Source organism: Psychroserpens sp. BH13MA-6, from assembly GCF_052983595.1.
Genome location: NZ_JBRJGE010000001.1, coordinates 600224 through 625375, shown reverse-complemented (window position 1 = coordinate 625375; position 25152 = coordinate 600224). Strand labels below are relative to the sequence as shown.

Annotated in this window: 18 protein-coding genes; 9 read left to right on the top strand and 9 right to left on the bottom strand. The window is 36.4% G+C overall.

What is annotated here, in order from left to right; genetic code table 11:
- Positions 1-148: 148 nt before the first annotated feature.
- The 6 genes from ACU8DI_RS02745 (at position 149) to ACU8DI_RS02720 (ending at position 9230) form a co-directional block, all read left to right on the top strand.
- On the top strand, positions 149-931 hold the full coding sequence (locus tag ACU8DI_RS02745) for a DUF3108 domain-containing protein (RefSeq protein WP_447111202.1): 783 nt from the start codon (positions 149-151) through the stop codon (positions 929-931).
- Positions 932-935: 4 nt separating this feature from the next.
- Positions 936-1868 carry a tryptophan 2,3-dioxygenase family protein gene (locus ACU8DI_RS02740; protein ID WP_447111201.1) on the top strand — a complete coding sequence of 311 codons (933 nt, stop codon included), beginning with the start codon at positions 936-938 and terminating at the stop codon, positions 1866-1868.
- A gap of 11 nt (positions 1869-1879) precedes the next feature.
- Complete coding sequence (locus tag ACU8DI_RS02735; RefSeq protein WP_447111200.1) at positions 1880-3166, top strand: peptidoglycan DD-metalloendopeptidase family protein; 1287 nt, start codon at positions 1880-1882, stop codon at positions 3164-3166.
- The gene (gene pgi, locus ACU8DI_RS02730) at positions 3166-4812 is read left to right on the top strand and encodes a glucose-6-phosphate isomerase (RefSeq protein ID WP_447111199.1); all 1647 of its coding nucleotides are present in this window, start codon (positions 3166-3168) and stop codon (positions 4810-4812) included. Before ACU8DI_RS02735 ends, pgi begins: the two co-directional genes overlap by 1 nt.
- A 162-nt stretch (positions 4813-4974) precedes the next feature.
- The gene (locus ACU8DI_RS02725) at positions 4975-7548 is read left to right on the top strand and encodes a TonB-dependent receptor (protein WP_447111198.1); all 2574 of its coding nucleotides are present in this window, start codon (positions 4975-4977) and stop codon (positions 7546-7548) included.
- Between the two features lie 11 nt (positions 7549-7559).
- Positions 7560-9230, top strand: coding sequence for a choice-of-anchor J domain-containing protein (locus tag ACU8DI_RS02720; protein ID WP_447111197.1), 1671 nt, complete (start codon positions 7560-7562; stop codon positions 9228-9230).
- A gap of 68 nt (positions 9231-9298) precedes the next feature.
- Here ACU8DI_RS02720 and gldD read toward each other — a convergent pair whose 3' ends face one another.
- The 4 genes from gldD to mutY form a co-directional block, all read right to left on the bottom strand.
- Positions 9299-9889: a gliding motility lipoprotein GldD gene (gene gldD / locus ACU8DI_RS02715; protein ID WP_447111196.1), complete on the bottom strand. Its 591-nt coding sequence runs from the start codon at positions 9887-9889 to the stop codon at positions 9299-9301.
- 12 nt (positions 9890-9901) lie between these two features.
- Complete coding sequence (locus ACU8DI_RS02710) at positions 9902-11209, bottom strand: gliding motility-associated protein GldE (protein ID WP_447111195.1); 1308 nt, start codon at positions 11207-11209, stop codon at positions 9902-9904.
- Positions 11210-11234: 25 nt separating this feature from the next.
- Positions 11235-11684: a single-stranded DNA-binding protein gene (locus ACU8DI_RS02705; protein WP_447111194.1), complete on the bottom strand. Its 450-nt coding sequence runs from the start codon at positions 11682-11684 to the stop codon at positions 11235-11237.
- 77 nt (positions 11685-11761) lie between these two features.
- Complete coding sequence (mutY, locus tag ACU8DI_RS02700; RefSeq protein ID WP_447111193.1) at positions 11762-12808, bottom strand: A/G-specific adenine glycosylase; 1047 nt, start codon at positions 12806-12808, stop codon at positions 11762-11764.
- A gap of 134 nt (positions 12809-12942) precedes the next feature.
- On the opposite strand from mutY, the gene ACU8DI_RS02695 reads away from it, so the two are divergent.
- The gene (locus ACU8DI_RS02695) at positions 12943-13233 is read left to right on the top strand and encodes an HU family DNA-binding protein (protein ID WP_028870804.1); all 291 of its coding nucleotides are present in this window, start codon (positions 12943-12945) and stop codon (positions 13231-13233) included.
- 316 nt (positions 13234-13549) lie between these two features.
- Positions 13550-15094 (top strand): Rne/Rng family ribonuclease, encoded by a 1545-nt coding sequence (locus ACU8DI_RS02690; protein WP_447111192.1) that lies wholly within the window; start codon positions 13550-13552, stop codon positions 15092-15094.
- Between the two features lie 57 nt (positions 15095-15151).
- On the opposite strand, the gene ACU8DI_RS02685 is transcribed toward ACU8DI_RS02690, so the two are convergent.
- From ACU8DI_RS02685 to ACU8DI_RS02675, 3 genes are all read right to left on the bottom strand, one after another.
- Positions 15152-16189 (bottom strand): aldo/keto reductase, encoded by a 1038-nt coding sequence (locus ACU8DI_RS02685; RefSeq protein WP_447111191.1) that lies wholly within the window; start codon positions 16187-16189, stop codon positions 15152-15154.
- A 131-nt stretch (positions 16190-16320) separates the two neighbouring features.
- Complete coding sequence (locus tag ACU8DI_RS02680; RefSeq protein WP_447111190.1) at positions 16321-17280, bottom strand: OmpA family protein; 960 nt, start codon at positions 17278-17280, stop codon at positions 16321-16323.
- Positions 17281-17306: 26 nt separating this feature from the next.
- On the bottom strand, positions 17307-18068 hold the full coding sequence (locus ACU8DI_RS02675; RefSeq protein ID WP_447111189.1) for an exodeoxyribonuclease III: 762 nt from the start codon (positions 18066-18068) through the stop codon (positions 17307-17309).
- 111 nt (positions 18069-18179) lie between these two features.
- Here ACU8DI_RS02675 and ACU8DI_RS02670 point away from each other — a divergent pair, with 111 nt between their 5' ends.
- Positions 18180-21590: a hypothetical protein gene (locus ACU8DI_RS02670; protein WP_447111188.1), complete on the top strand. Its 3411-nt coding sequence runs from the start codon at positions 18180-18182 to the stop codon at positions 21588-21590.
- Here ACU8DI_RS02670 and ACU8DI_RS02665 read toward each other — a convergent pair.
- Together ACU8DI_RS02665 and ACU8DI_RS02660 are read right to left on the bottom strand one after the other, a co-directional pair.
- Entirely contained in the window at positions 21587-23311 is a 1725-nt protein-coding gene (locus ACU8DI_RS02665; RefSeq protein WP_447111187.1) for an FG-GAP-like repeat-containing protein, read from the bottom strand. The genes ACU8DI_RS02670 and ACU8DI_RS02665 overlap by 4 nt on opposite strands.
- Before the next feature lie 236 nt (positions 23312-23547).
- The gene (locus tag ACU8DI_RS02660) at positions 23548-25089 is read right to left on the bottom strand and encodes a glycine--tRNA ligase (protein WP_447111186.1); all 1542 of its coding nucleotides are present in this window, start codon (positions 25087-25089) and stop codon (positions 23548-23550) included.
- Between the last annotated feature and the right edge of the window lie 63 nt (positions 25090-25152).

Below are 25152 nucleotides of genomic sequence, written 5' to 3'. Positions count from 1 at the left end.
TGGAGCTTTTTTTTGAATTCTAACACAACTATAACACCTTTATACATAATGGTTTCAATAAAATTTATATTTTTGGAATAGTAATTGTAATTATTAGAAATGAACACTAAAATGTGATGTCTAAAATTACATTTGCAATACGAATAAAATGAAAAAGATACTACTTATAATTGGCGCGATCTGTTGTTTGCAATTTTCAAACGCCCAAGAGAAAAATGCATTTCAAGATGGTGAATGGTTTAAATTTAGAATGAGTTATAGCGGCTTTCTAAAGGCTGGTAATGCCACCTTGTCTGTCAATGAGACAAAGCTCAATGGTCGTCCTGTATACCATGTCGTTGGTAAAGGTTGGACTACTGGTGCTATCAAATGGTTTTTTAAAGTAAAAGATAGGTATGAAAGTTATTTCGATGTAGAAACTGGAATGCCTTATCGTTTCATAAGAAAAATAGATGAAGGTGGTCATACAAAAGATATTGAAATAGCCTTTGACCACACTAAGAATGAGGCATTTGTAGAAAACAAAAAGCATAAGACTCAAAAAACCATTGCTACCGAAAAGGATGTTCAAGATATGGTTTCTGCGTTTTATTATCTTCGCAACAATTATGAGACTGAAAATATTAGAGTAGGTGATGTTGTATCGCTCAATATGTTTTTTGATGAAGAGAATTACAATTTTAAATTGAAATATTTAGGTCGTGAAACCATTGATACGGAACTTGGTGGAAAAATGAAAACCTTAAAATTCAGACCTTATGTGATGGCAGGTCGCGTTTTTAAAGAGCAAGAAAGTTTAACGCTCTGGGTAAGCGCGGATGACAACAAAATCCCGCTAAAAATTAAAGCAGATTTGGCTGTAGGGTCACTGCGAGCAGATCTCGAGGCTTTTAAAGGATTGAAGCATCCTCTGCAGATGGAATTTGATTAATACTATGGACAACCAACACCTTTTTGATGACATCGTCAAACAACTTCAACAGAAGTATACAAAAATAGATCAAGATACTGATGACCATTTATACGGCTTGCTTTACAGCAAGCCTATTACATATTGGGACTATATTCAAACGGATGCGCTGTTAAGCTTACAAATTCAACGGACTACACTTCCTGATGAAATGGTCTTTATTGCATATCACCAAATCAATGAGCTCATTTTTAAGATGATTCTCTGGGAAATTCAGCAAGTCGCAGAAAAGGAGGAATTAAATGCCGTCTTTTTTGAATCTAAAATTATGCGAATTAGTAGGTACTTCGATATGCTCACGACCTCTTTTAACATCATGCGCGAAGGTATGGAAATAGAGCAGTACATGAAGTTTAGATACACGTTGACACCTGCTAGTGGATTTCAGAGTGCACAATATAGATTGATAGAATTTGCTTCGACAGAATTAATTAATCTCATAGATTATAGGTTTCGTAAAACTATAGATCGAAATACACCTTTTGAACACGCTTTCGAACATTTATATTGGCAAGCAGCGGGTAAAGATTATAAAACCGGTAAGAAATCGACCTTGTTAGTCAATTTTGAAAAGCGTTATAAGGACGATTTTATTCGCTTTATGCAAACGTATAATACAAAAAATCTGTGGTCACGTTTCAAAGAACTTCCGAAGGAAGATCAGGAAGATAAAGACTTAGTAAAAGCGATGCGCCACTTTGATTATACGGTGAATGTCACATGGGTTATGGCACATTATAACGCAGCAAGACATTACATAGAAAGTGGGACAGGAGATGGTGAGGCAACAGGTGGTAGTGATTGGAAAAAATATATGCACCCAAAATATCAAAAACGCATATTTTTTCCTGAACTTTGGACCGAACAAGAATTAGAAAATTGGGGAGAAAATATATAATTTAACATTTAATGCAACTAAAAAAATTATTAATAGCACTGTGTATTTGTATTGGTTTATTCTCATGTAAGGAAGAGGAGAAGCCAATCGTAGAAGAATTACAAACGTATGTAGAACCTGAACCACTCAAGGAATTTGGTTTTGTTCTTGATGATTATGTAGTAAAACGCGATACGATTCGAAAAGGAGACAGCTTTGGTGAAATTTTAGAACGTAATAAAATTGGATATCCGAAGATTTTTAACATTGCTGAAAAAGTAAAAGACAGCTTCGATATTAAAAGACTCCAATTAGGGAAGCCCTATACGCTTCTTTGCACTAAAGATTCGTTACAAACACCTGAATGTTTCATTTACCAACCTAATAGTATTGATTATGTGGTGATTGATTTTGCAGATTCTATCACAACTTATAAAGGAAGGAAACCTATATCTATCGTCCAAAAAGAAGCTTCTGGGATTGTGATGAACAGTTTGTCTGAAACGATGGAAGCCCAAGGTTTACCATATCAATTAATTAATGATATGAGTGATATTTATGCGTGGACTATCGATTTTTTTAGATTGCAGAAAGGCGATCGTTTTAAAATTGTTTACAATCAACGTTTTATAGAGGACTCTATTTATGCAGGAATTGAAAGTATCGATGCCGCGTATTTTGAACATAAGAATGAACCTTTTTATGCTTTTAATTTTCAAGTAGATAGTACCAAGAATATTTCAGATTATTTTGACGAAAACACCAAAAGTTTAAGACGTACCTTTTTAAAGGCACCAGTACAATTTAGTCGAATTTCCTCGCGTTACAATTTAAACCGTCGAATTGCCTATTATGGCTATAAACTGAGACCACATAAAGGCACTGATTTTGCGGCACCAATTGGGACACCCATTTTAGCAACGGCCAACGGAACGGTTACTGAATCAACTCGAAGAGGTGGTAATGGGAAATATGTTAAGATAAAACACAATGCCACCTATAGCACCCAATACTTACATATGAAAGCTCAAAATGTGCGAAAAGGGGATTTTGTCAAGCAAGGTGATGTGATTGGATGGGTTGGTATGACTGGAAATACAGGAGGACCACATGTATGTTATCGTTTTTGGAAAAACGGGAAACAAGTCGATCCTTTCAAACAAAAACTTCCAGCGGCAGAATCGATTCCAGATTCCTTAAAAGCAGACTACACAGAATTTATTAAACCGTTGAAATCTCAATTGGATAACATTCAGTTTGAAGACAATGCGATTCAATTACCTACTGAAACCGAAGTATTAACGTCCGAAATACAATAATGGCATTACCAACTATCAACCCAACCACTACTAACGCTTGGAGGAAATTACAAGCGCATTTCAAAACCATTGAACACGTGCACCTCAAAACTCTGTTTTCGCAACATGAAAATAGAGCGAATGACATGACCATTAACTGGGAGGATTTTTACTTGGATTATTCCAAGCATCGCGTTTCAGAGGAAACGATGACGCTACTCTTAGAATTGGCAGATGAGGTCGGTTTAAAATCGGCAATGAACAAGTACTTTGAAGGTGATGTCATTAACCAAACAGAAGGTCGTGAGGTATTGCATACCGCTTTGAGAAACCCAAAGGACGCGGTTGTCAATGTGCAAGGTCAAAATGTGATGGAAGACATTTACGCCGTAAAGGCAAAAATTAATGAGTTTTCTAACCAAGTAATTAATGGCGATTTGAAAGGCTATACACATCAGTCATTTACAGATGTCGTTAATATTGGTATAGGAGGTTCAGATTTGGGACCAGCTATGGTCGTTGAAGCTTTAGGATATTACAAAAACCAATTACAAACTCATTTTGTGAGTAATGTTGATGGTGATCATGTCCATGAGGTTCTTAAAACATTAAATCCTGAAACAACGCTTTTCGTCATTGTTTCTAAAACGTTTACCACACAAGAAACCTTATCAAACGCTACCACGATTAGACATTGGTTTTTAAAACATGCCCCTGAGAGTGCTGTTTCCAAGCATTTTGTAGCAGTATCTACAAATATTGAAAAAGTGAAGGCATTTGGAATAGATGAAAATAATATATTTCCAATGTGGAATTGGGTAGGAGGACGATTCTCGCTCTGGAGTGCGGTTGGACTATCCATAAGCTTGGCTGTTGGTTTTGAAAATTTTAATTTATTGCTTCAAGGAGCACATAAAATGGATGAACATTTCAAGACTGAAGATTTTGATAAGAATATCCCAGTGATAACAGCCCTTCTGAGTGTTTGGTACAACAATTTCTTTCATTCGGAGAGTGAAGCGGTCATTCCTTACTCTCAATACCTCAATCAGTTTGCCACTTACCTTCAACAAGGTATTATGGAAAGTAATGGTAAGAGTATTGACAGGAATGGCGATAAAATCAATTATCAAACAGGGACGATTATTTGGGGTGAGCCTGGAACAAATGCCCAACATGCATTTTTTCAGCTTATACATCAAGGTACTAAACTTATACCTGCTGAGTTTATTGGGTTTGCGAAGTCATTGCATGGTGATCAAGATCATCAAGATAAGTTAATGTCTAATTTTTTCGCACAGACAGAAGCTTTAATGAATGGAAAAACCAAACAAGAGGTCATCGATGAATTGAAAGCTCAAGGGTTGTCAGAAAGTGATATTGCTACCTTAACACCTTTCAAAATATTTGATGGAAATAAACCAACGACTACTCTATTAATTGATAAACTCACCCCTGAAAGTTTAGGGAAATTGATAGCGATGTACGAGCATCGTATTTTTGTACAAGGCATTGTTTGGAATATTTTTAGTTATGATCAATTTGGTGTGGAGTTAGGCAAGCAGTTGGCGAACACGATTCTTGAAGAACTTCAAAACGACAAAGTTCTTAACAATCATGATGAATCCACTTCAAACCTTATCAAATACTATCAAAGTCAGCGATAATTTTTGTTAAATACTTCTCGGCGTTGAGTGGATGTTAGAGAAAATTTTAAGAAAATTTTAAGTATTTTTAAGAGTTCAAAATTCTTAACATTTAGGTAATCTTGTATTGTTCGTTCGGACGTACTTTTGCCGAAAATTAAAACTCTAAATAATTCTTAAACAATGAAGAAATTTTCAAAATGTTTATTGGTTTTAGTAGTCCTATTGTGCACTACGATAGCCTTTTCACAAAGCACAATCACTGGTACGATTGTAGGTTCTGATATGAATGAGCCGCTACCAGGAGCTAATGTCATCGAAAAAGGGACATCAAATGGTACCACAACCAACTTTGATGGTGAATTTTCCTTGACTACACAGGCCTCTTCTGGAGAAATTATTATCTCATTTGTTGGCTATACATCAAAAACTATTAGTTTTTCTGGAAGTCAAGATTTGGGAACTATTACCCTAACTTCAAGTGAGGTAGGATTACAAGAAGTTCAAATCATTGCGTCGGTTGCTGTAGATAGGAAAACACCTGTAGCAGTATCAACGGTGCGAGCAGCAGACATTCAGTTAAAATTAGGAACTCAAGAATTTCCAGAGGTACTGAAATCGACGCCTGGTGTTTATGCAACTAAAGCTGGTGGTGGTTTTGGAGATGGACGTATTAACTTACGTGGTTTTAACTCTGAAAATGTGGCTGTTATGATTAACGGTGTTCCTGTAAACGACATGGAGAATGGTCGCGTATTTTGGAGTAACTGGGCAGGTTTAGGAGATGTTACAAGTTCTATGCAAGTACAGAGAGGTCTTGGTGCGGCGAGAGTTGCAGTGCCTTCTGTTGGAGGAACCATAAACATTTTAACGAAAACAACCGATGCCGAAGAAGGAGGGAACATATTAACAACTCTGGGTAATGATGGTTACAAGAAATTTGGTGTAACCTATTCAACTGGATTGATGGATAATGGTTTTGCAGCTACGATTTCTGCAGCGAAAACAGATGGTGATGGTTACGTAAGAGGGACGCAGTTTAATGCGGTTTCATATTTCGTGAATTTATCCAAGAAATTAAATGACCAACACAAATTATCATTTACGGCTTTTGGTGCGAAACAACGTCACGGACAAAGACAAAATAGACACTTAATTGAAACTTACAGACAAAGTGAAGACGGGATTAGATATAACTCAGATTGGGGTTATAAAAACGGACAAGTAACTTTTATAGAAGACAATTTTTACCACAAGCCACAAATTTCATTAAACCATTACTGGGATCTTAGTGAGAAGACAAATATTTCAACTGCAGCTTACGTATCCTTCGGTTCCGGAGGTGGAGGAGGAACACTAGGAAGTGATGCCGAAACTCCAGGTTTTGAAGGTGATGCTAGATTTAAGTTTACAAGTCCAGAGTATCGTATTGGAAATTTGGGGCCTTTAGATTTCGATCGTATTGTTGATGAAAACATTGCACATGGTGCTAATGGTTCTAGTGCTGCTTTAAGAGCATCACGTAATGACCATAATTGGTATGGTGTCCTGTCAACATTGAAAACTGATTTAAGCGATGACTTAGTGTTATTAGCTGGTTTAGATTTTAGAAGTTATAAAGGAATTCACTTTAGAGAAGTCACTGATTTATTAGGTGGTCAATTTATCATTAATGAAGACAACGTCAATAACCCTACAGGTGTCGCAAGAGTTGGAGATAAAGTCTCTTACTATAATGACGGACTTGTTGGTTGGTTAGGTTCTTTTGCGCAATTAGAGTATGATGTGAATGAAAAATTCAACACATTTATCTCATTAAATGCCTCGAATACCTCTTATAAAAGAGTCGATTATTTTCTTTATACGCCAGATGATCCTTTAAGAGAAACGGATCGCTATAATTTCTTCGGATTTGGAGCTAAAGGAGGTGCTAACTATAGACTTACTGATAAACATAACGTTTTTGTGAATTTAGGGTATTTTGAAAAAGCACCAGATTTTGATGCTGTTTTCCCAAATTTTAACAATGAAGAAATCAACTCTGAAGCTGAAAATCAAAAAATCACGAGTTTTGAGTTAGGTTATGGTTACAGAGGAGAGCGTTTATCAGCCAATGTGAATTTATATAGAACCGCTTGGAGAGATAGAACAGAGACACTTTCATTTCAATTGAGTGAAGACGAAACAGGTTTTGCTAACATTTTAGGCGTAAACGCAATTCATCAAGGTATAGAAGTAGATTTCGTTTATAAAGCTACCGATAATTTAGATATTACAGGTATGGTATCTTTAGGTGATTGGAGATGGGAAGAGGACGTGACAGACGTTAATATCCTTGACGAGGAACAAAATGTCGTTGATACCGTGAATTTGTTTATTGAAGACACACCAGTTGGTGATGCTGCTCAAACGACCTTAGCCTTAGGTCTTAATTATAAATTTGCTGCAGATACTCGATTAACAATAGATTACAATTATTTTGATCGTTTGTATGCAGATTTCAATCCTAGTGATCGAGGTGACGCTGATGCTCCAGATCCATGGGAAGTTCCTGCTTACGGTGTATTTGATGCTGCGATGACTCACGGCTTCTCTTTTGGTCAATTTGATGCGTCTTTAACAGCAAGGATGAATAATGTGTTTAACACAAAATATATTGCAGATGCCTTGGATGGAACAAATTCAAACGCACAAACGGCATTAGTATATTATGGTTTTGGAAGAACATTTAGTGTTGGAGCAAAACTTAAATTTTAAAAAATAGAATTATGAAAAGAATAGTTTATGTTTTAGCCATTATTGGCGCCATCTTCACAGGATGCGAACCTTTAGAAGATATTAATAACGATTTAAGTAATCAAGATAATCCTATAATTGGAAACGATGCGTTTACCATGACTTCTGATGATTATGCAGCACTTGTAGATCAAGGAGACGATGAGGAGCCTGATTACTATGAAACCTTTGAAGCCTTTAGTGATATCGAAGACGCGAAAGTGACTTTACCTTCATTTTTAGCAGATAGATACCCATTTTGGGGTGACGGATCTTCCGTGACTGTCAGTTTTAATTTAAATGATGGGAATCCTGAAGATGTACATGCCTTTGTGAATGCAGATGTTTATAATTTAATGTCTGACGATTACATTACGCCTTTGAGTAACGCATTTTTGCCTGCAGAGGATGCTGAAGGAGCTCTGGAAGATGTACTCGCAGCACAGTACCCATCACCAACTGAAGGACAAGTCGTACGATTAGGTTATGATGTATTTACTGAAGAGCCTGTTGCTGGCTTTGCTAATGTTTTTCAAGCAGTATTTCCAGAAAGTGTAGCAGATTTTGAATTAATTTCTGTTTCCGGACCTGTTGCTTTAGGTTGGACTGAAGGTTCTACCAACGTTCAAGGTTCTGGCTTTGATGGAGGGCCAACAGCTGTTGAAGAATGGTTGATTTCTCCAGAAATTGATTTAACTGATAGTGCTAATGTGTTATTTCAGATTACTCAAGAAATTGACTTCTTAGGTGATGCAAGTTTAATTGATATCGAGATCTCATCTGACTATACAACAGGTGGAGATGTTATGGCAGCTACATGGACAGCCTTTAGTTTTGATAAAACAGCTTATGGTGATATGACGCCATCGCCTGATTTTGATTTTTCTGCTTTCGAAGGACAAACCATTCATATAGGTTTAAAATATAGTTCTACAGATTCAGATTCTCCAAGATGGCGTGTAGAATCTATGGCGCTTAAAGTTCCAGGGATTTCAGGTGAAACGGAAGCTAAATCTGCTTATTATCAATATGTAGAAGGTGTTTGGGAGTCCGTAGAAGGCGTATACTACTTAACTACGGCAGACTATGACTCTATGGGTGAGGATTCTAACCAGCCAGGAGCATTTAATAACTTTAGTTCATCGGTATTACCTGAAAATTACATCCCACAGTTTTTAGCAATTAATTATCCATTTGCTCAAGAAGGTGATGAATTATTCGTACTGTACAGATACTACGGAGGAAGTTCCGTAGGAACGGTAACAAAAGGGAATCTTTACACATTTAACAACGGAAGTTGGTCTCCAGTCATATCGTCGTTGCAGTTTGGTCTTGAAAATGGTATTTGGGTACCAGATAACACGATTAGATATACAATGGTTGGTTCAGACTATACCTTAGTAGCTGCTGCTTTGATAGATACTGAAGGGTTTGAAGCTGCTGCTGGAAACCTTGATAATTTTGGTAACTTCAACAGAACTGGAAGTTCTTCTAGCTGGAGTGATGACATGATGATTACCGCTCTGGGAATCGTTTTAGATAACTTAAACCCAGCAGCTGCTGAAGGACAGAAATATATTGTTACTGCTGATGTTTACAATGGTAGTGGAACAACTGAAGATTTTAACCTTATTAAAGAAGGTGGCGAGTGGATCGCTAATTAATTAAAATCCTCATACGATAAAAAAAGCCTTGAATAATTTCAAGGCTTTTTTAGTTTGTCGTGCACCAACTATTGGTCTGTTTTCCACTCAATAGACTCCATCAAGTGTTTAATGTCATTTTTTAAATACACCGCAGCAGGATAAATCGAATCGTAATTAGGTTTGGTATAAAAGTATAAAGACCCACTTAAAAAGTGTGAGGTGCTATCGGTGACATAAAACTGAGATTGAGAGGCGGCATTACCACCAACTTCATAAAACATCCCATACACATTTTGTTTCGGATTTTCATACAAGACACTCTCAATAGCATCTGCTTTAATGGTGTGTTTTTGAGTAAGATTTTGAGCATCTCTCAATAAGGTATCTAAATTTGTAGCATTAACTTCTTTGTAAGTGAGGTAAATGGTGCCTTTCATTTCAGAATAATTGATGTTCACACCGTAAGCATTATTAATTCCATCCAATTTGATGTTGGAGATTTTATCGGCGAGTTCGTTTTTTTCAAAGGTAAAAGGGAGCTTCACATCCACGCGATTGTATTGAGGTTCCGGATACTCCAATCGAAGCATGGCTTTTGGTTTAGGTAAAGGATCATTGCCACAAGAATTAAAAGTAATGGCAATGAGTGGAATTAAGAATACTTGTTTGATGGTCATAACTGGCCTTGTTTATTTTAGAATGGTAAACTTTACCTGTTTGATTCGTTTTTTATCAATGGCTTCAATAGTAAAAACGTAATTTTTAAAATTTATTTTACTATGACGTCTTGGGAATATCCCAGAGATTTCTAATACAAAACCTGCAATCGTTTCTGCTTCTCCTTTGTAATCCTCAAAATCAGATTCGTCCTCCAGTTTTATAATTTTATAAAAATCTTTTAATGTGGTCTTTCCTTCAAAGGAGTAATTGTAGTCATCAATCTTCGTAAACACGACATCGTCGTCGTCAAATTCATCACTAATGTCGCCTACAATCTCTTCGATGACATCTTCCAAAGAGACCACACCAGAAGTACCACCATACTCGTCCACTACAATAGCTAAATGGACTTTCTTTTCTTGAAATTCGACCATGAGGTCGTCCAGCTTTTTATTTTCAGGTACAAAGAAGGGATCACGAAGTAAGGTCGTCCAATCAAATTGCTTTCTTTCAATATAAGGCAACAGGTCTTTGATATATAAAATACCCGTCACATTGTCTATACTGTCTTTGTAAACAGGAATCCGCGAGTAGCCATTTTTAATCACTTCTGGGATGATATCAATGTATTTGGTATCCTCATTTAGCGCAAAAATATCTATTCTAGGTCGCATCACTTGTTTGGTGTCTGTGTTACCAAAGGATACAATACCTTGGAGGATTTTGTGTTCTTCTACTGTGGTATCACCATCTGTGGTAAGTTCTAATGCTTGGGATAATTGATCCACACTAAGATTGGATTTTTGTTTCCCTAATTTATTATGAATACCCAATGTAATGCTGCGCATAGGTAAGCTAATAGGTGAAAAAATGACATCCAAAACTTTTAATGGAACAGCCATAAAAAGAGAGAATTTCTGTCTATTTCTACTCGCATATATCTTTGGGATGATTTCACCGAAGAGTAGAATTAAAAAAGTAATGACTACAACCTCCAATAAAAATCTTGCCCAAGCAATCTGTACATGCTCGAATAAAGTTTCGCCTAAGTAGGCAAACAAAATAACAATGCCAATATTGATAAAGTTGTTGGCAACAAGAATAGTGGCTAGTAGCTTTTTCGGTCGACGTAATAATCTTGAAATGATCTCAAATTTAGACGCATTCGTTTCCAATCCAACATCAATATCAGATTTGGTAAGCGAGAATAAGGCGACTTCAGCACCAGAAATTAACGCCGAACACATTAATAAAACAAGAAGTAAAACCAACCCGAAAGCAAAAGAAGCGTCTAGGTTGAGTGTGGTGATTATTAAACTCGTGGGCTCAGGATCCAAGGTAAATAATTTAAGTTTGGTTTAGTTAAAATGGTAAGTCATCGTTATCCTCAGTCACCGGTTGCGAATTCGATCCGTTGCCACCTTGATTCTGAGTTGGCGAATGCGATGTATTTTCTTGACTTCCCTGACTTTCACTTTTAGTGGTTAAAAAGGTAAAATCTGTACATTGGATTTCAGTAGAGTAGCGATCTGCACCTTTATCATCCTGCCATTTTCTGGTTTTTAAGCGACCCTCAATGTAAACTTTGTCACCTTTAGATAAATATTTTTCGCAAATTTCTGCCGCTTTATTTCGAACCACAATATTGTGCCATTCAGTATTGGTGACACGTTCATTAGTTTGCTTATTCGTATAGGTTTCATTCGTTGCCAAAGGGAAACGGCCAACACAATTGCCGCCATCAAAATAATGCATCTTTACTTCATCTCCCAAATGCCCAATAAGCATCACTTTATTTAATGTTCCTGACATAATCGTTTTTGTTTAAGATGACAAAATTAAGCATTTTGAAATCACTGTATTAAAAGTATGAAAAAATTATGAGTTATTTAAGGGCTTAAATCAAATGCTTCTATAAAGTTACTGATTAAAATAGGTGTTGGGTAAGTGTTTATTTCTGAAATAGGAATGCCCTGTTTTGGGAGTTTGGGCATCGTAATAATCCAAAATTTTGTAAACAAATGCTGATGCGATAATTTATGTACAATGGGTTCACTGTTATATAAACTGTATTGGAAGTCTCTGTCTTTAAAGAATGACTGAACCTGCCTATGACTTTTAAAAGTATCGATGTCGATTGGCCTTTCTGTCTCAATTAATGGAAACTGATAAAGGTTTTGCCAAATACCTTTGGAACGCCTTTTTTCAAAAAGAATTTGTCCATGATCAGAAATCACTACCAAAAAGTTAAAATGTTTCTTAGCGACTTTAGTTTTCTTGAGTTTCACAGGTAATTCTGAAATGCGCCCTTTTTGTAGAGCTTGACAACTATGCTTAAGCGGACAAACGGTACAATCAGGATTACTTGGCTTACATTGTATAGCGCCAAATTCCATAATCGCTTGATTGTAATCACCAGGATGCTGCGCATCTATTAAGGTACTTGCCAAGGCTTTAAACTCTTTGATACCTTTTGTTGAATTAATAGGTGTGTCCATACCAAAATAGCGTGATAAAACACGGTAGACATTCCCATCAACAACGGCACAAGGTTCATCAAAGCATATTGAGGCAACGGCACTTGCGGTATAATCACCAACACCTTTCAATTTTAAAAGATCGTTATACGTGTTTGGAAATATGCCATGGAGTTCGTTTACAATGTACTTAGCTGAGGCGTGTAAATTTCGAGCTCTAGAGTAATAACCTAAGCCTTGCCAAAGTTTTAAAACGGACTCTTCAGGAGCCTTAGCAAGATCAAAAACGGTCGGGAATTGGGTAACAAATGCTTCATAATAGGGTAAACCTTGCTTAACTTGGGTTTGCTGCATGATGATTTCCGATAACCAAATATGATAGGGGTTTTTAGTAGATCGCCATGGTAAGCTTCGTTTATTTGCTGAATACCAGCGTGTTAAAATTTCTGTAAAATTCATTTAAAAGTCTAAATATTTACAAAAATAAATCTTTACAAGGTTAAATTTTAATTAATTACGCTTGAAATATTGAAATTAAATTACCTATATTTGCATCCCTTATAATTAATAGATAACCCTAAAAATTAATAACAATGACAAAAGCTGATATAGTAGCGAAGATTTCTGATAAATTAGGAATTGAAAAAGGAGATGTACAAGCAACAGTTGAAACATTTATGGAAGAAGTTAAATCTTCTTTAGAAGGTGGAGATAATGTATACTTAAGAGGTTTCGGAAGTTTTATCGTTAAGACAAGAGCTGAAAAAACAGGACGTAACATTTCAAAAAATACAACGATAAAAATACCTGCACACAACATACCTGCATTTAAACCTGCTAAAGTATTTGTTGAAGGTGTTAAAACTAACGTTGAAGTCAACTAAACATATTATAAAACAAATATTAATTTAAAAAAGACTTATTTATGCCAAGTGGTAAAAAAAGAAAAAGACACAAGGTAGCGACGCATAAGCGTAAAAAACGTAGACGCGCTAATCGTCACAAAAAGAAATAAATTAAGAAAAGTAGTTTTTTAACTACTTTTCTTAATTTTAACAACAACGTTCTTTGATATAGAATTCATGAAATTATTGCGTTTACCTTCGCAATACATGAGTTTGCTGGATTATATATCCTGTGTCAAAATAAAGTAATATCCATCTATTTTGAAATGAATCAAAATGGATTAAAATGAACAACATGGAAAAAGAATTGATTATAAGATCGAGTTCTGATATTGTTGATTTTGCCTTATTAAAAGATGGAAAACTTATCGAATTACACAAGGATGAAGATGATAACAACTTTGCGGTTGGTGATATTTTTATTGCCAAAATCCGTAAAGCGGTTCCAGGTCTAAATGCTGCATTTGTTAATGTAGGTTATGAAAAAGATGCTTTTTTGCATTATCATGATTTAGGACCAAAATTACCTTCCCTTGTCAAATTCGTTAAACGTGTAAGCGCAGGTAGACATACCGATTTTTTACTGAAAAATTTTCAGTTTGAGAAAGATATTGACAAAAACGGGAGCATTGCTAACGTTTTAAAATCAAATCAATCTCTATTAGTACAAATTGTAAAAGAGCCAATATCCACCAAAGGACCTCGTATTAGTAGCGAGTTGTCCATTGCTGGTCGTTATATTGTTTTGGTACCCTTTTCGGATCGCATTTCGATTTCTCAAAAAATCGAATCGAAAGAAGAAAAAGAGCGTTTAAAACGCTTGGTAAGAAGCATAACACCTAAAGGTTTTGGCGTTATTATTCGTACAGTCGCAGAAGGCAAAAAAGTGGCCGAGCTCGACAAAGATTTACAGAATTTGCTGAATAGATGGACAGCAATGTGTAAAAAATTACATAAGGCCCATCATCCGAGTAAGGTCTTGAGTGAAATGAACAAAGCCTCTTCTATTTTAAGAGATATTTTTGACGATTCATTCTCAAGCATTACCGTAGATGACGAAGTGCTTTATGGACAAATTAAAGATTACGTGCAAGAGATTGCACCTGCTAAAGAATCAATCGTTAAGATGTATAAAAATGGCGTCCCACTTTACGAAAAGTTCGGAATCGAACGTCAAATCAAAACATCTTTTGGTCGTACAGTCTCTATGGCAAGAGGGGCTTATTTGGTTATTGAACATACCGAAGCGATGCATGTGATTGATGTGAATAGTGGAAATCGATCCAACAAAGAAAAAAATCAAGAAGACACTGCTCTAGAAGTTAATTTAATTTCTGCGTCAGAAATTGCCAGACAGTTACGACTACGTGACATGGGAGGCATCATCGTCGTAGATTTTATCGATATGGGACGAGCAGAGAATCGAAAAAAATTGTACAATCATCTTCGTAATGAAATGAATGATGATAAGGCAAAGCACAAGATTTTGCCACCTAGTAAATTTGGTTTGGTCCAAATTACCAGACAACGTGTTCGACCAGAACGCAACATTAAAACAAAAGAAGAAAATCCAAACGGCGTGGCCGGAGAAGAAATTGAAGCACCAATTAAAGTGATTCAATCAATCACCCAAGACCTCGAAAGGCTTTTCAAAAAAGACTATAAAAAGATCACGCTTAATGCGCATCCATTTATAGCAGCCTTTATCACCAAAGGGTTTCCATCAGTACGTTCTAAGTGGTTCTTAGAACACAAAAAATGGGTAAAAGTTTTACCTAGAGATGCTTACACATATCTTGAATATCATTTTTTTGATAAAAATGGTAAGGAAATCAAATAATATCTTAAAACCCCTTTTCGTCTAACGGAAAGGGGTTTTTGTTTTTACTATTAATCCTTAAGGCGCAGGATTTGGAATGCTTGCATGTACCTCATGAATAGCCTTTAAGACGTCTTCACTTAACTGTATATCAACACTGTCAATATTTTCTTCTAATTGGGCTAACGAGGTTGCACCAATAATGTTACTTGTCACAAACGGTCTGTCGGTCACGAAGGCTAATGCCATTTGCGCCAAGGTCATAGCGTTGACTTCAGCAATTTTAAGATATTTTTTTGTGGCTTCAGTGGCTTGTTCGCTGCTGTATCGTGAAAACCGTGGAAATAGCTTTAACCGCGCATTATCGGCTGCCGTTCCTTTGATGTACTTGCCAGACAATACGCCAAAGGCCATTGGTGAGTATGCCAAAAGCCCGATGTCTTCTCGGATGGCAATTTCGGCCATATCACCTTCAAACACACGATTTAGTAAAGAGTATGCATTTTGAATGGTGATCATTCGAGGCAGATCATTCGCCTTTGATTCTTCCAAATACCGCATGGTTCCCCAAGCTTTTTCATTGGAAATACCTACCTGTCTTATTTTACCTGACTTGATAAGGTCATCCAAGCTGTGTAGAATTTCCTTGAAATTATCGTTCCAAGAATCGTTGGGATTATGTTTGTAATCGCGTGTTCCGAAGGTGTTTGTATCACGCTCAGGCCAATGCAATTGATAGAGGTCGATATAATCTGTTTTCAAGCGTTTTAAACTTTGATTCACGGCATCGTTTAACGCTGACTTACTAAAACCATTGGTTCTAATATGAGCCGTGTAATCTCCTGGACCAGCAATCTTGCTCGCCAATACTACCTTATCGCGATGTCCTGTTTTTTGAAACCAATTCCCTATGATGCGTTCCGTATCTGCGTAACGTTCAGCTGTGGCAGGCACTGGATATAATTCTGCAGTATCGAAAAAGTTAACGCCTTTATCTAAGGCCATATCCATTTGGGCAAAACCTTCATCTTGGGTGTTTTGATTGCCCCAAGTCATGGTGCCTAGACAGATTTTACTGACTTTAATGTCGGTTTTTGGAAGTGTGGTATATCTCATAGTTGCTGTCGTTTTTAAAGAGGTATAAATATAAAAAGACCTTTCAGCAAACATCTCGCGGAAAGGTCTAAATCTATGTTAAGGTTTTAAAATGATACTTTGTATAAAATCGTTCAAACTAAAAAATGCTTTTAAATATCATTCAATAGTTTTGAAATTTCATCCAATTTTGGTGTAAGTATGACTTCAATACGACGGTTTTTTGCTTTTCCTTCAGCGGTAGCATTGCTCGCTATTGGTGCATATTCACCACGACCTGCAGCTGTGAGGTTTTCGGGATTGATGGCTGTATTTTCTCTTAAGATGTTCACAATGGCTGTAGCGCGTTTGGTGGATAAATCCCAATTCCCACTAAGTTGTGCATTGCCTTTGTAAGGCACGTTATCTGTGTGTCCTTCGATGAGTATCGCAATCTCTGGATTGTCAGCTAAAACAGCTCCAAGTTGTTTAACAGCTTGTTTTCCTTGGGTTCCAACAGCCCAACTACCAGATTCAAACAATAACTTATTCTCCATAGAAACATAGACTTTACCATCGCGTTGTTCGACGGTAAGACCTTTACCTTCAAAATTGGTCAATGCTGTGGAAATAGCATTCTTTAGTTTGGTCATTGCGGCATCTTTGGAGGCAATTACTTGTTCTAATTCAGCCACACGTTGCGACCGCGATTCTAATTCTTTTTTAAGCTTTTCTAGGCGTGCATTTTCTGCAAGTATGGCTTGTTCTTTTGCTTCTAACTGTGCCAGTAACTCTCTGTTCTTTTTAGAATTTGCAGCAATAGCGGCACTGCTGTTTTTCTCGAGGGCATCATAGGAAGCCTCAAGATTTTCATGTTCGTTAACTAATGCTTTGTATTCGCTTTCCCATTGGTTTTTATTAGCAATGGCATTATCATAATCATCCTTTAGACTACTGAGTTCGTTAGTTGCTTTGTTCAACGCAGATTTTAAATCGGCATTTTCATCGGCTAATTGGCGATTTTCTATTTTTAGGTCGGCATATTTGTCCTCTAAATCGGTATAGATTTTTTTAGAGACACAAGAGGTAGTTAGACAAAGTGTAAGTGCTAATAATGACAATTTTCTAATCATGTTGTGTATGTTAAGTTGTATTTAAATTAATGATCAATTTCTACTAAAATAGGGCAGTGGTCACTGTGAACCGCTTCTGTTAAAATAACGCTGCGTTTTATTTTTTCTTGTAATGGTTCGGAGACCATACCATAATCTAAGCGCCAGCCTTTATTATTAGCTCTGGCATTAGCTCGATAACTCCACCAACTATACTCTTGGCGTTCGGGATGTAAGTATCTAAAGGAATCTATAAAACCACTATCAATAAATTCTCCAAGCCATTGTCGTTCTTCAGGTAAAAATCCTGAAACACCTTTCATTTTTGGATTGTGGATATCAATTTCCTCATGACAAATATTATAGTCGCCACAGACTATCAAATTTGGGCGCTCCTCACGTAACTCATTGAGATATTGGTGGATCATATCCATATATTGAAACTTGTGGGATAATCGTGCGTCGTTAGTGCCTGAGGGTAAATACATACTCATTATGGATAGTCCATTGAAATCAGCTCTCAAATTCCGTCCTTCAAAGTCCATGGATTCGATTCCGGTGCCATATTCCACATGGTCAGGTTCCGTTTTACTCAATATAGCGACACCACTGTAGCCTTTTTTTTGAGCGCTAAACCAATAGTGGTATTTGTAACCAGCGTTCTCAATGGCTTCAATATCCACTTGCTCTTTCATGGCTTTAATTTCTTGTAAACAGACCACATCAGGATTGGCATTGCGCAACCAATCGATCAAACCTTTATTCATGGCGGCTCTGATACCATTTACGTTGTATGATATAATTTTCATTCTAGAATGTTAAGATTTCAGCTAAATTAAATAATACTGTACTTTTACGCTATTATTTTAAGGGCATTTTAACCATAAAATAATTTCTGTCTTTAGAAGTTTATATAGGGAATGAAAATTGCTTTATCACTTATTTGTTTTTTGATGTCTTTTTGTGCTTTCGCGCAGGAAGGATCGTCTAATTACAGAACTAAAAAAGTAGCCGTTTCAGATTCTATTCAAATTGATACCGTGAGTATCAATTCTAGTCGATTGGTCATCCGACGAAAAGATAAAACCCTTATAGATAGTTCGTTTTATCAAGTTGATTTTTCAAAAGCATTACTCACCTTTAAAAAGCCAATTGATACCGATTCCATCGAGATTGATTATTTGCGCTATCCCGATTTTTTAACACGGAAGTATGCGCAATTAGACGATAAGATCATTGTTAAAAATACAGACAACCTCCAGACACTATACAAGCTGAACCAATCCACTCTACAAAATAAATTGACACCATTTGATGGTTTAATGACGTCTGGAAGTATCTCAAGAGGTGTGACTGTGGGGAATAATCAAAACTCGGTTTTAAACAGTGAATTGGATTTGCAAATTTCAGGAAAGTTAAGTGATAAAGTATCTTTGAGAGCATCCATTCAAGATGCCAACATTCCTTTGCAAGAAAGTGGCTATTCTCAGCGCTTGGATGAATTTGATCAGGTCTTTATTGAACTGTTTAGTGATTCGTGGAATATTAGAGCAGGAGATATTGACTTGGTCAATACCGATAGCTATTTTGCAAGTTTTACGAAGCGTGTACAAGGTTTACAAGTGAGTGCCGAGTTTGACGGCGAAGCGTCTAAAACGACCGCTTTTGCTTCGGGAGCTTTAGTGCGTGGACAATTCACAACGAGTAAGTTTACGGCTCAGGAAGGTAACCAAGGTCCCTACAAGTTAACAGGTCCTAACAATGAATTATTTGTACTCATCGTTTCTGGCAGTGAGACCGTTTATGTGAATGGTATTCCCATAGAACGTGGCGAGAATAAGGATTATATCATCGATTATAATGCTGGTGAAATTATTTTTAATGCAACTTTTCCCATAACTTCTGAAATGCGAATTACAGTAGATTATCAATTTAGTGATCGTAATTATTCGCGTTTTACAGTATTTGGAGGCGGTGCTTATGAGACTGAAAAATTCAAAATGGGCGTCTCGGTTTATTCCGAAGCAGATGCCAAAAACCAACCGTTACAGCAAAACCTATCTTCCGATCAAGTAGCCATTCTTTCCAATGCTGGTGACGACGTCGATTTGATGGTGGCACCGTCCGATACACCACAAGCATACGATGAAAACCGAATTCTCTATCGAAAGGAACTAGTAAATGGCGAAGAGATCTTTGTCTTTTCTAATAATCCGGACGATGAACTATTTAGTGTGAGATTTACATTGGTTGGTGCGAATCAAGGGGATTATGTGTTGGTCAATAGCAATGCGGTAGAAAATATTTATGAGTATGTGGCGCCAGCTAATGGTATTCCACAAGGGAATTATGCGCCAATTGTTAGACTGATTGCTCCAGAGAAATTGCAAGTAGCCGTTGCCAATGGAACTTATAAGCCTTCAGAAAAAACCAACATATTTTTTGAACTAGCAGGAAGTAAAAATGACCTTAATTTGTTTTCGAGTTTGGATGATAGTAATAACAATGGCTTCGCAGGGAAGTTAAAGGTCAATCAAAATATTATAAAATCGGATAGTTTATGGAATATGAATGTGACCGTTGATGCCGATTTTATTCAGAAGAATTTTAAGACCATTCAGCGTTTATATCGCGCAGAATTTAACCGAGACTGGAATCTCGAAAACCCTCTTGGAAATCAAGCGTTACTGTCGGCTGGCATTGACTTAATTCATTCAAAAAAAGGTCTGGCTAATTATACATTTGAACACCTAAATTACGCTGAAAACTTTAATGGAAATCGCCATAATATTTTGGCTAATCTCAAATTGAATCGATTCGGAATTTATTCAAATTCTAGTGTCCTGAATAATAGTAGTAGCCTATCTACCTCACGATTTGTGCGCTCTTTCAATAGGGTGACGTATCACCTAAAAAGGCAATGGGTAGGCACTAAAGTGGCGTTAGAAAGTAACGAACAACGTGATAAAGTAACCGATTCTTTGACGAATTTAAGTCAGCGTTTTCATTCTTACGAAGTGTTTACAGGTTATGGTGATAGTACAGGCGTTTTTGTAGAAGTAGGTTATAAATACAGAGTTAATGATAGTTTACGATTAAACGCTATTAAGCGAGTCAATACATCAAACACCTACTACTTAAAATCAAAAATCATTCAAAATGAAATGACCAATCTGGGGATATATGCCAATTTCAGAAAATTAAAAAATGAAGATCCGGAATTAAAAGATGAAAGTTCATTGAACTCTAGAGTGAATTTTAGTCAAAAATTATGGAATAATTTGATCCTTTGGAATACCGTGTTTGAGACAAATTCAGGAACCTTACCGCAACAAGACTTTACCTACGTTGAGGTGGAACCAGGTCAAGGTGCTTATACCTGGATTGATTACAATGAGAATGGTATTCAAGAGCTGAGTGAATTTGAAGTCGCTCAATTTGCAGATCAAGGCGATTACATTCGCGTGCTTCTACCAAATCAAGTTTATGTGAAAACACATCAGAATAGATTTAGTCAAACTTTGACTATTAACCCGCAGCAGTGGTCGGTTTCAGAGAGTAAGAACAAGAAGTTTTGGTCCCATTTTTACAATCAGACGTCGTTTTTGATTGATCGCAAGAACCGAAGAGAAGGGGTAGAGTTCGATTTAAATCCGTTCTCAACAGATGAGGAGAATCAACTAGGATTGAATAAGAGCATTCGGAATGTGTTGTTTTTTAATAGAGGTAAACAACGCTACACCACATCTTACACGTTTTTAACAAATACCAATAGATCGACCTTATCTATAGGTTTTCAGGAAAACAGATTGCGAAGTCACCAACTAAATTTTAATCATAAGTTTGCAGAAAGCTGGTTGCTGAATTTGCAAAGCAGTTTTGAAGCCAATGAAAGTTTAAACGAAAATTTCATATCGCGGAACTATCAACTGGATGAGTGGCGCTTTCAGCCTAAATTGTCATACATATTCAACGAAAATGCACGCTTTGATGTCTTTTATCAGTACACATCTAAGGATAATACGACGGGTGCTATGGAGCAATTACTCCAAAATAACTACGGCTTATCATTTACCTATAACAAGGCGAATAAATTGGCATTGACTGGAGAGGTCAACTTTTTTAAGAATGAATTTGTAGGTAATGCAAATACGCCAGTTTCCTATCAAATATTGGAAGGTCTGCAACCAGGGAATAATTTTACTTGGAGCTTATTAGCACAAAAGAAATTGACCAAGTTCTTAGATTTAAACTTGAATTACTTTGGAAGAAAGACCGAAACGAGCAAAACTATTCACACAGGAACGATACAATTAAAGGCTTATTTCTAATTTTTGATGAATTTGAAAACTGCGGAACTTGACTGATGCGTAACAATGCTTATGAGATACATTCCAGATTCTAATTGAGAAACGTCTAGAGACGCTATGTTGGAACCGTTCTGTACTTCAAAGATGTGTTTTCCTTGAAGATCAGATATTGACATTGATTTAATGTCTGAATGTGATCTACTTGAAATAAATAATTGGTCGCCTACTGGATTTGGGTAGATCGACAATGATGGAGCGTTTAATTCTTGAACAGACAACAATGAGTCGCCTTCCGTGATGTTGAGTGTTTGGTTAGCATTGACGTTATAGAATATATCTTGGGCACCACTAGGCCAAAGTATTTTTACATAATCGGCTTGCGCATGAGTACCTAAACCAAAAAACTCTGACCCTGAATTTTGAGACATATAGCCTTCACCACAATGTGTAAACCGAAATTGTTTTTCGCCATTTATAGAAATTTCAATTTTAGATCCAATCGCGTCCCTATTGCTGAGTGTACCTTCTAAGTTAATTTTTAACCAGTTATTTGATGATGTGGTTTCGTTACTCCATATGCAAATATTTTGATCGCTACTATTGGTAACTACAAAATCAGGAAAACCATCATTATTGATATCTCCTATTGCATTACAATAACTATTAAATTCATCATTATAAAAACCAGCTGAAGAAGGAATGCTGAAACTACCGTTAGATTGCTCATAAAATGCGGCCGAGTTTAAAACAGGGTTTAAATAGAGAGAGCCACTAACGTACAAATCTAAATCGGTATCGTTGTCTGCATCTAAAAAAATGGCGCCCCAACCAGTACTTCCAAATTCACATCCTGTCGCTACAGCCATATCTGTGAAGGTTTCATTGCCATTGTTCAATAATAAAGCACTGTTACCTGTATTTGTTACATAGATATCAATCCAACCATCATTATTGTAATCCCCTACAGTCGTAGTCATGGCATTAAATGCTAAGTCGGTATTTGAGAAGGCACTAATATCACTAAAAGTACCATCGCCGTTATTTCTGTAAAGTTGATTGAGATTATAAGCCTTATCGGTTGAGCTATAGATGTCCAACCAACCATCATTATTAATATCTAAAAACACCGAGCAAAATGTTTGGTGTTTAAAAGGATCGATTCCGGCACTAATCGACACATTAGTAAACGTCCCGTCACCATTATTCTTAAACAGATAATTGGGTGTGGTCGTGGCGGTAGTGATATCTTTATTACTCAAATATACATCTAAGTAGCCATCATTATCATAATCACCCCAAGCTGCTCCATTTGTAAAAATATTTTGTGTGTGGAGTCCCGAACTCGCAGTAATATCATTAAAACTCAAGTTTCCTGTATTTTCGAATAATTTGTTGCCCTGGGTATTGCTGGTCACGAATAAGTCTTTATCTCCATCATTATCAATATCAACCCAATTAATTTGCTTGGTAGGACGATTTAAGGTGGGTAAGTTAAGATCTATCAAATTGAAAACACCGTTGTTATTTTTGTAAAACACGATTTCTTGTCCGTCATCTGAGGCAAATGATAAGTCGTCCCAACCATCATTGTCAAAATCATAAAATGAAACACCACTGCCTAAATAAGGTGTACCGCAAGTGTGACTTATTCCTAAAGAAGTCGCGTTATTCGAAAAGGTGATTTGTCCAATAGCGCTAAAACATATCAAGACAAATAGTCCCGTTGTATAAAAAGTTTTCAAAGCATTCTTTTTTAAAATTACGAAACTATTAAAATTATGTTAATACATCAATAGAAACGTTAAAAAAATGCATAAAAAGTCATGATACACCATATAACAAGTAATAAAAACTATTTTAATGTTAAAAAAACAGATAAAGTGCGTTTGTTGTTTATCATTTAGCATCATAGCTTAAAAAAAATGCTCAAGGAATTTTCTTTGAGCATTTGCATATGATGATTGTAAATCTGTAATAATTAGATCATTTTTTGTAGCCAATATTTGATATCAACTTCTTTTTTAATAATTGCACTCAATTCAGAGATTTTCACGCGTTGTTGGTCCATACTATCGCGATGACGAATGGTGACAGTTTGATCGTCTAAGGTGTCATGATCAACAGTGATGCAAAAAGGAGTTCCCGCGGCATCCTGCCTTCTATATCGTCTACCTACAGCATCTTTTTCATCATAATCTACATTAAAATCCCATTTCAATTCATCTACAATTTTTTTAGCAACTTCTGGTAAACCGTCTCTTTTAATGAGCGGTAATATGGCGGCTTTTGTTGGTGCCAAGACTGCAGGAAGTTTTAAAACGGTTCTTACACTGCCATCTTCTAAAGTTTCATCTACCAGCGAATTTGAAAAAACGGCTAAGAACATACGATCTAATCCTATGGATGTTTCTAACACATATGGCGTATAGCTAGCATTGTCTTCGTGGTCAAAAAATTGTAATTTTTTACCAGAGTATTCTTCATGCTGTTTAAGGTCAAAATCTGTTCTTGAATGTATGCCTTCTAATTCTTTAAACCCAAAAGGAAACTTAAATTCGATATCGGTAGCAGCGTCTGCGTAATGCGCCAGTTTTTCGTGGTCATGAAAACGATAGTTGTCATCTCCCAATCCTAAAGACTTGTGCCATTTCATACGGTTTTCTTTCCAATAGTCAAACCATTCACCTTGAGTTCCAGGCTTTATGAAAAACTGCATTTCCATTTGCTCAAATTCACGCATTCTAAAGATGAACTGTCTAGCGACGATTTCATTTCTGAAAGCTTTTCCCGTTTGGGCAATCCCAAAAGGAATTTTCATACGTCCTGTTTTTTGAACATTCAAAAAATTGACAAAAATCCCTTGTGCTGTTTCTGGACGCAAATACAAATCCATGGCATGTTCTGCGCTAGCTCCGAGTTTGGTACCAAACATCAAGTTGAATTGTTTGACATCTGTCCAATTTCTGGATCCCGTTAATGGATCGGCGATTTCCAATTCTTCAATCAAGGCTTTAACATCAGCTAAATCCTCGTTTTCAAGAGATCTACCAAGACGTTTTAGTATGGTATCAATTTTCTCTTGGTATCCTACAACGCGTCCATTCGTGCTCACGAATTCAGCTTCGTTGAAAGCGTCACCAAAGCGTTTTTCTGCTTTTTTGATTTCCTTTTCGATTTTGTTCTCAATTTTAGCACAATAATCTTCTACTAAAACATCGGCTCGATACCGTTTTTTGGAATCCTTATTATCTATTAAGGGATCATTAAAAGCATCAACGTGACCTGAGGCTTTCCAGGTAGTAGGATGCATAAAAATTGCCGAATCTATTCCGACAATATTATCATTCATCTGAACCATGGCTTTCCACCAATAATCACGAATGTTTTTTTTGAGTTCAGCACCATTTTGTGCATAGTCATAAACTGCACTTAATCCATCGTAGATTTCACTACTTTGGAAGACGTAACCATACTCTTTTGCATGAGAGATTACTTTTTTAAATTGATCTTCATTTGCCATGATGCAAAAATAAAAAACCGCTTCAATTAATAGAGCGGTTTTTAAGAAATTATATCTTGATGG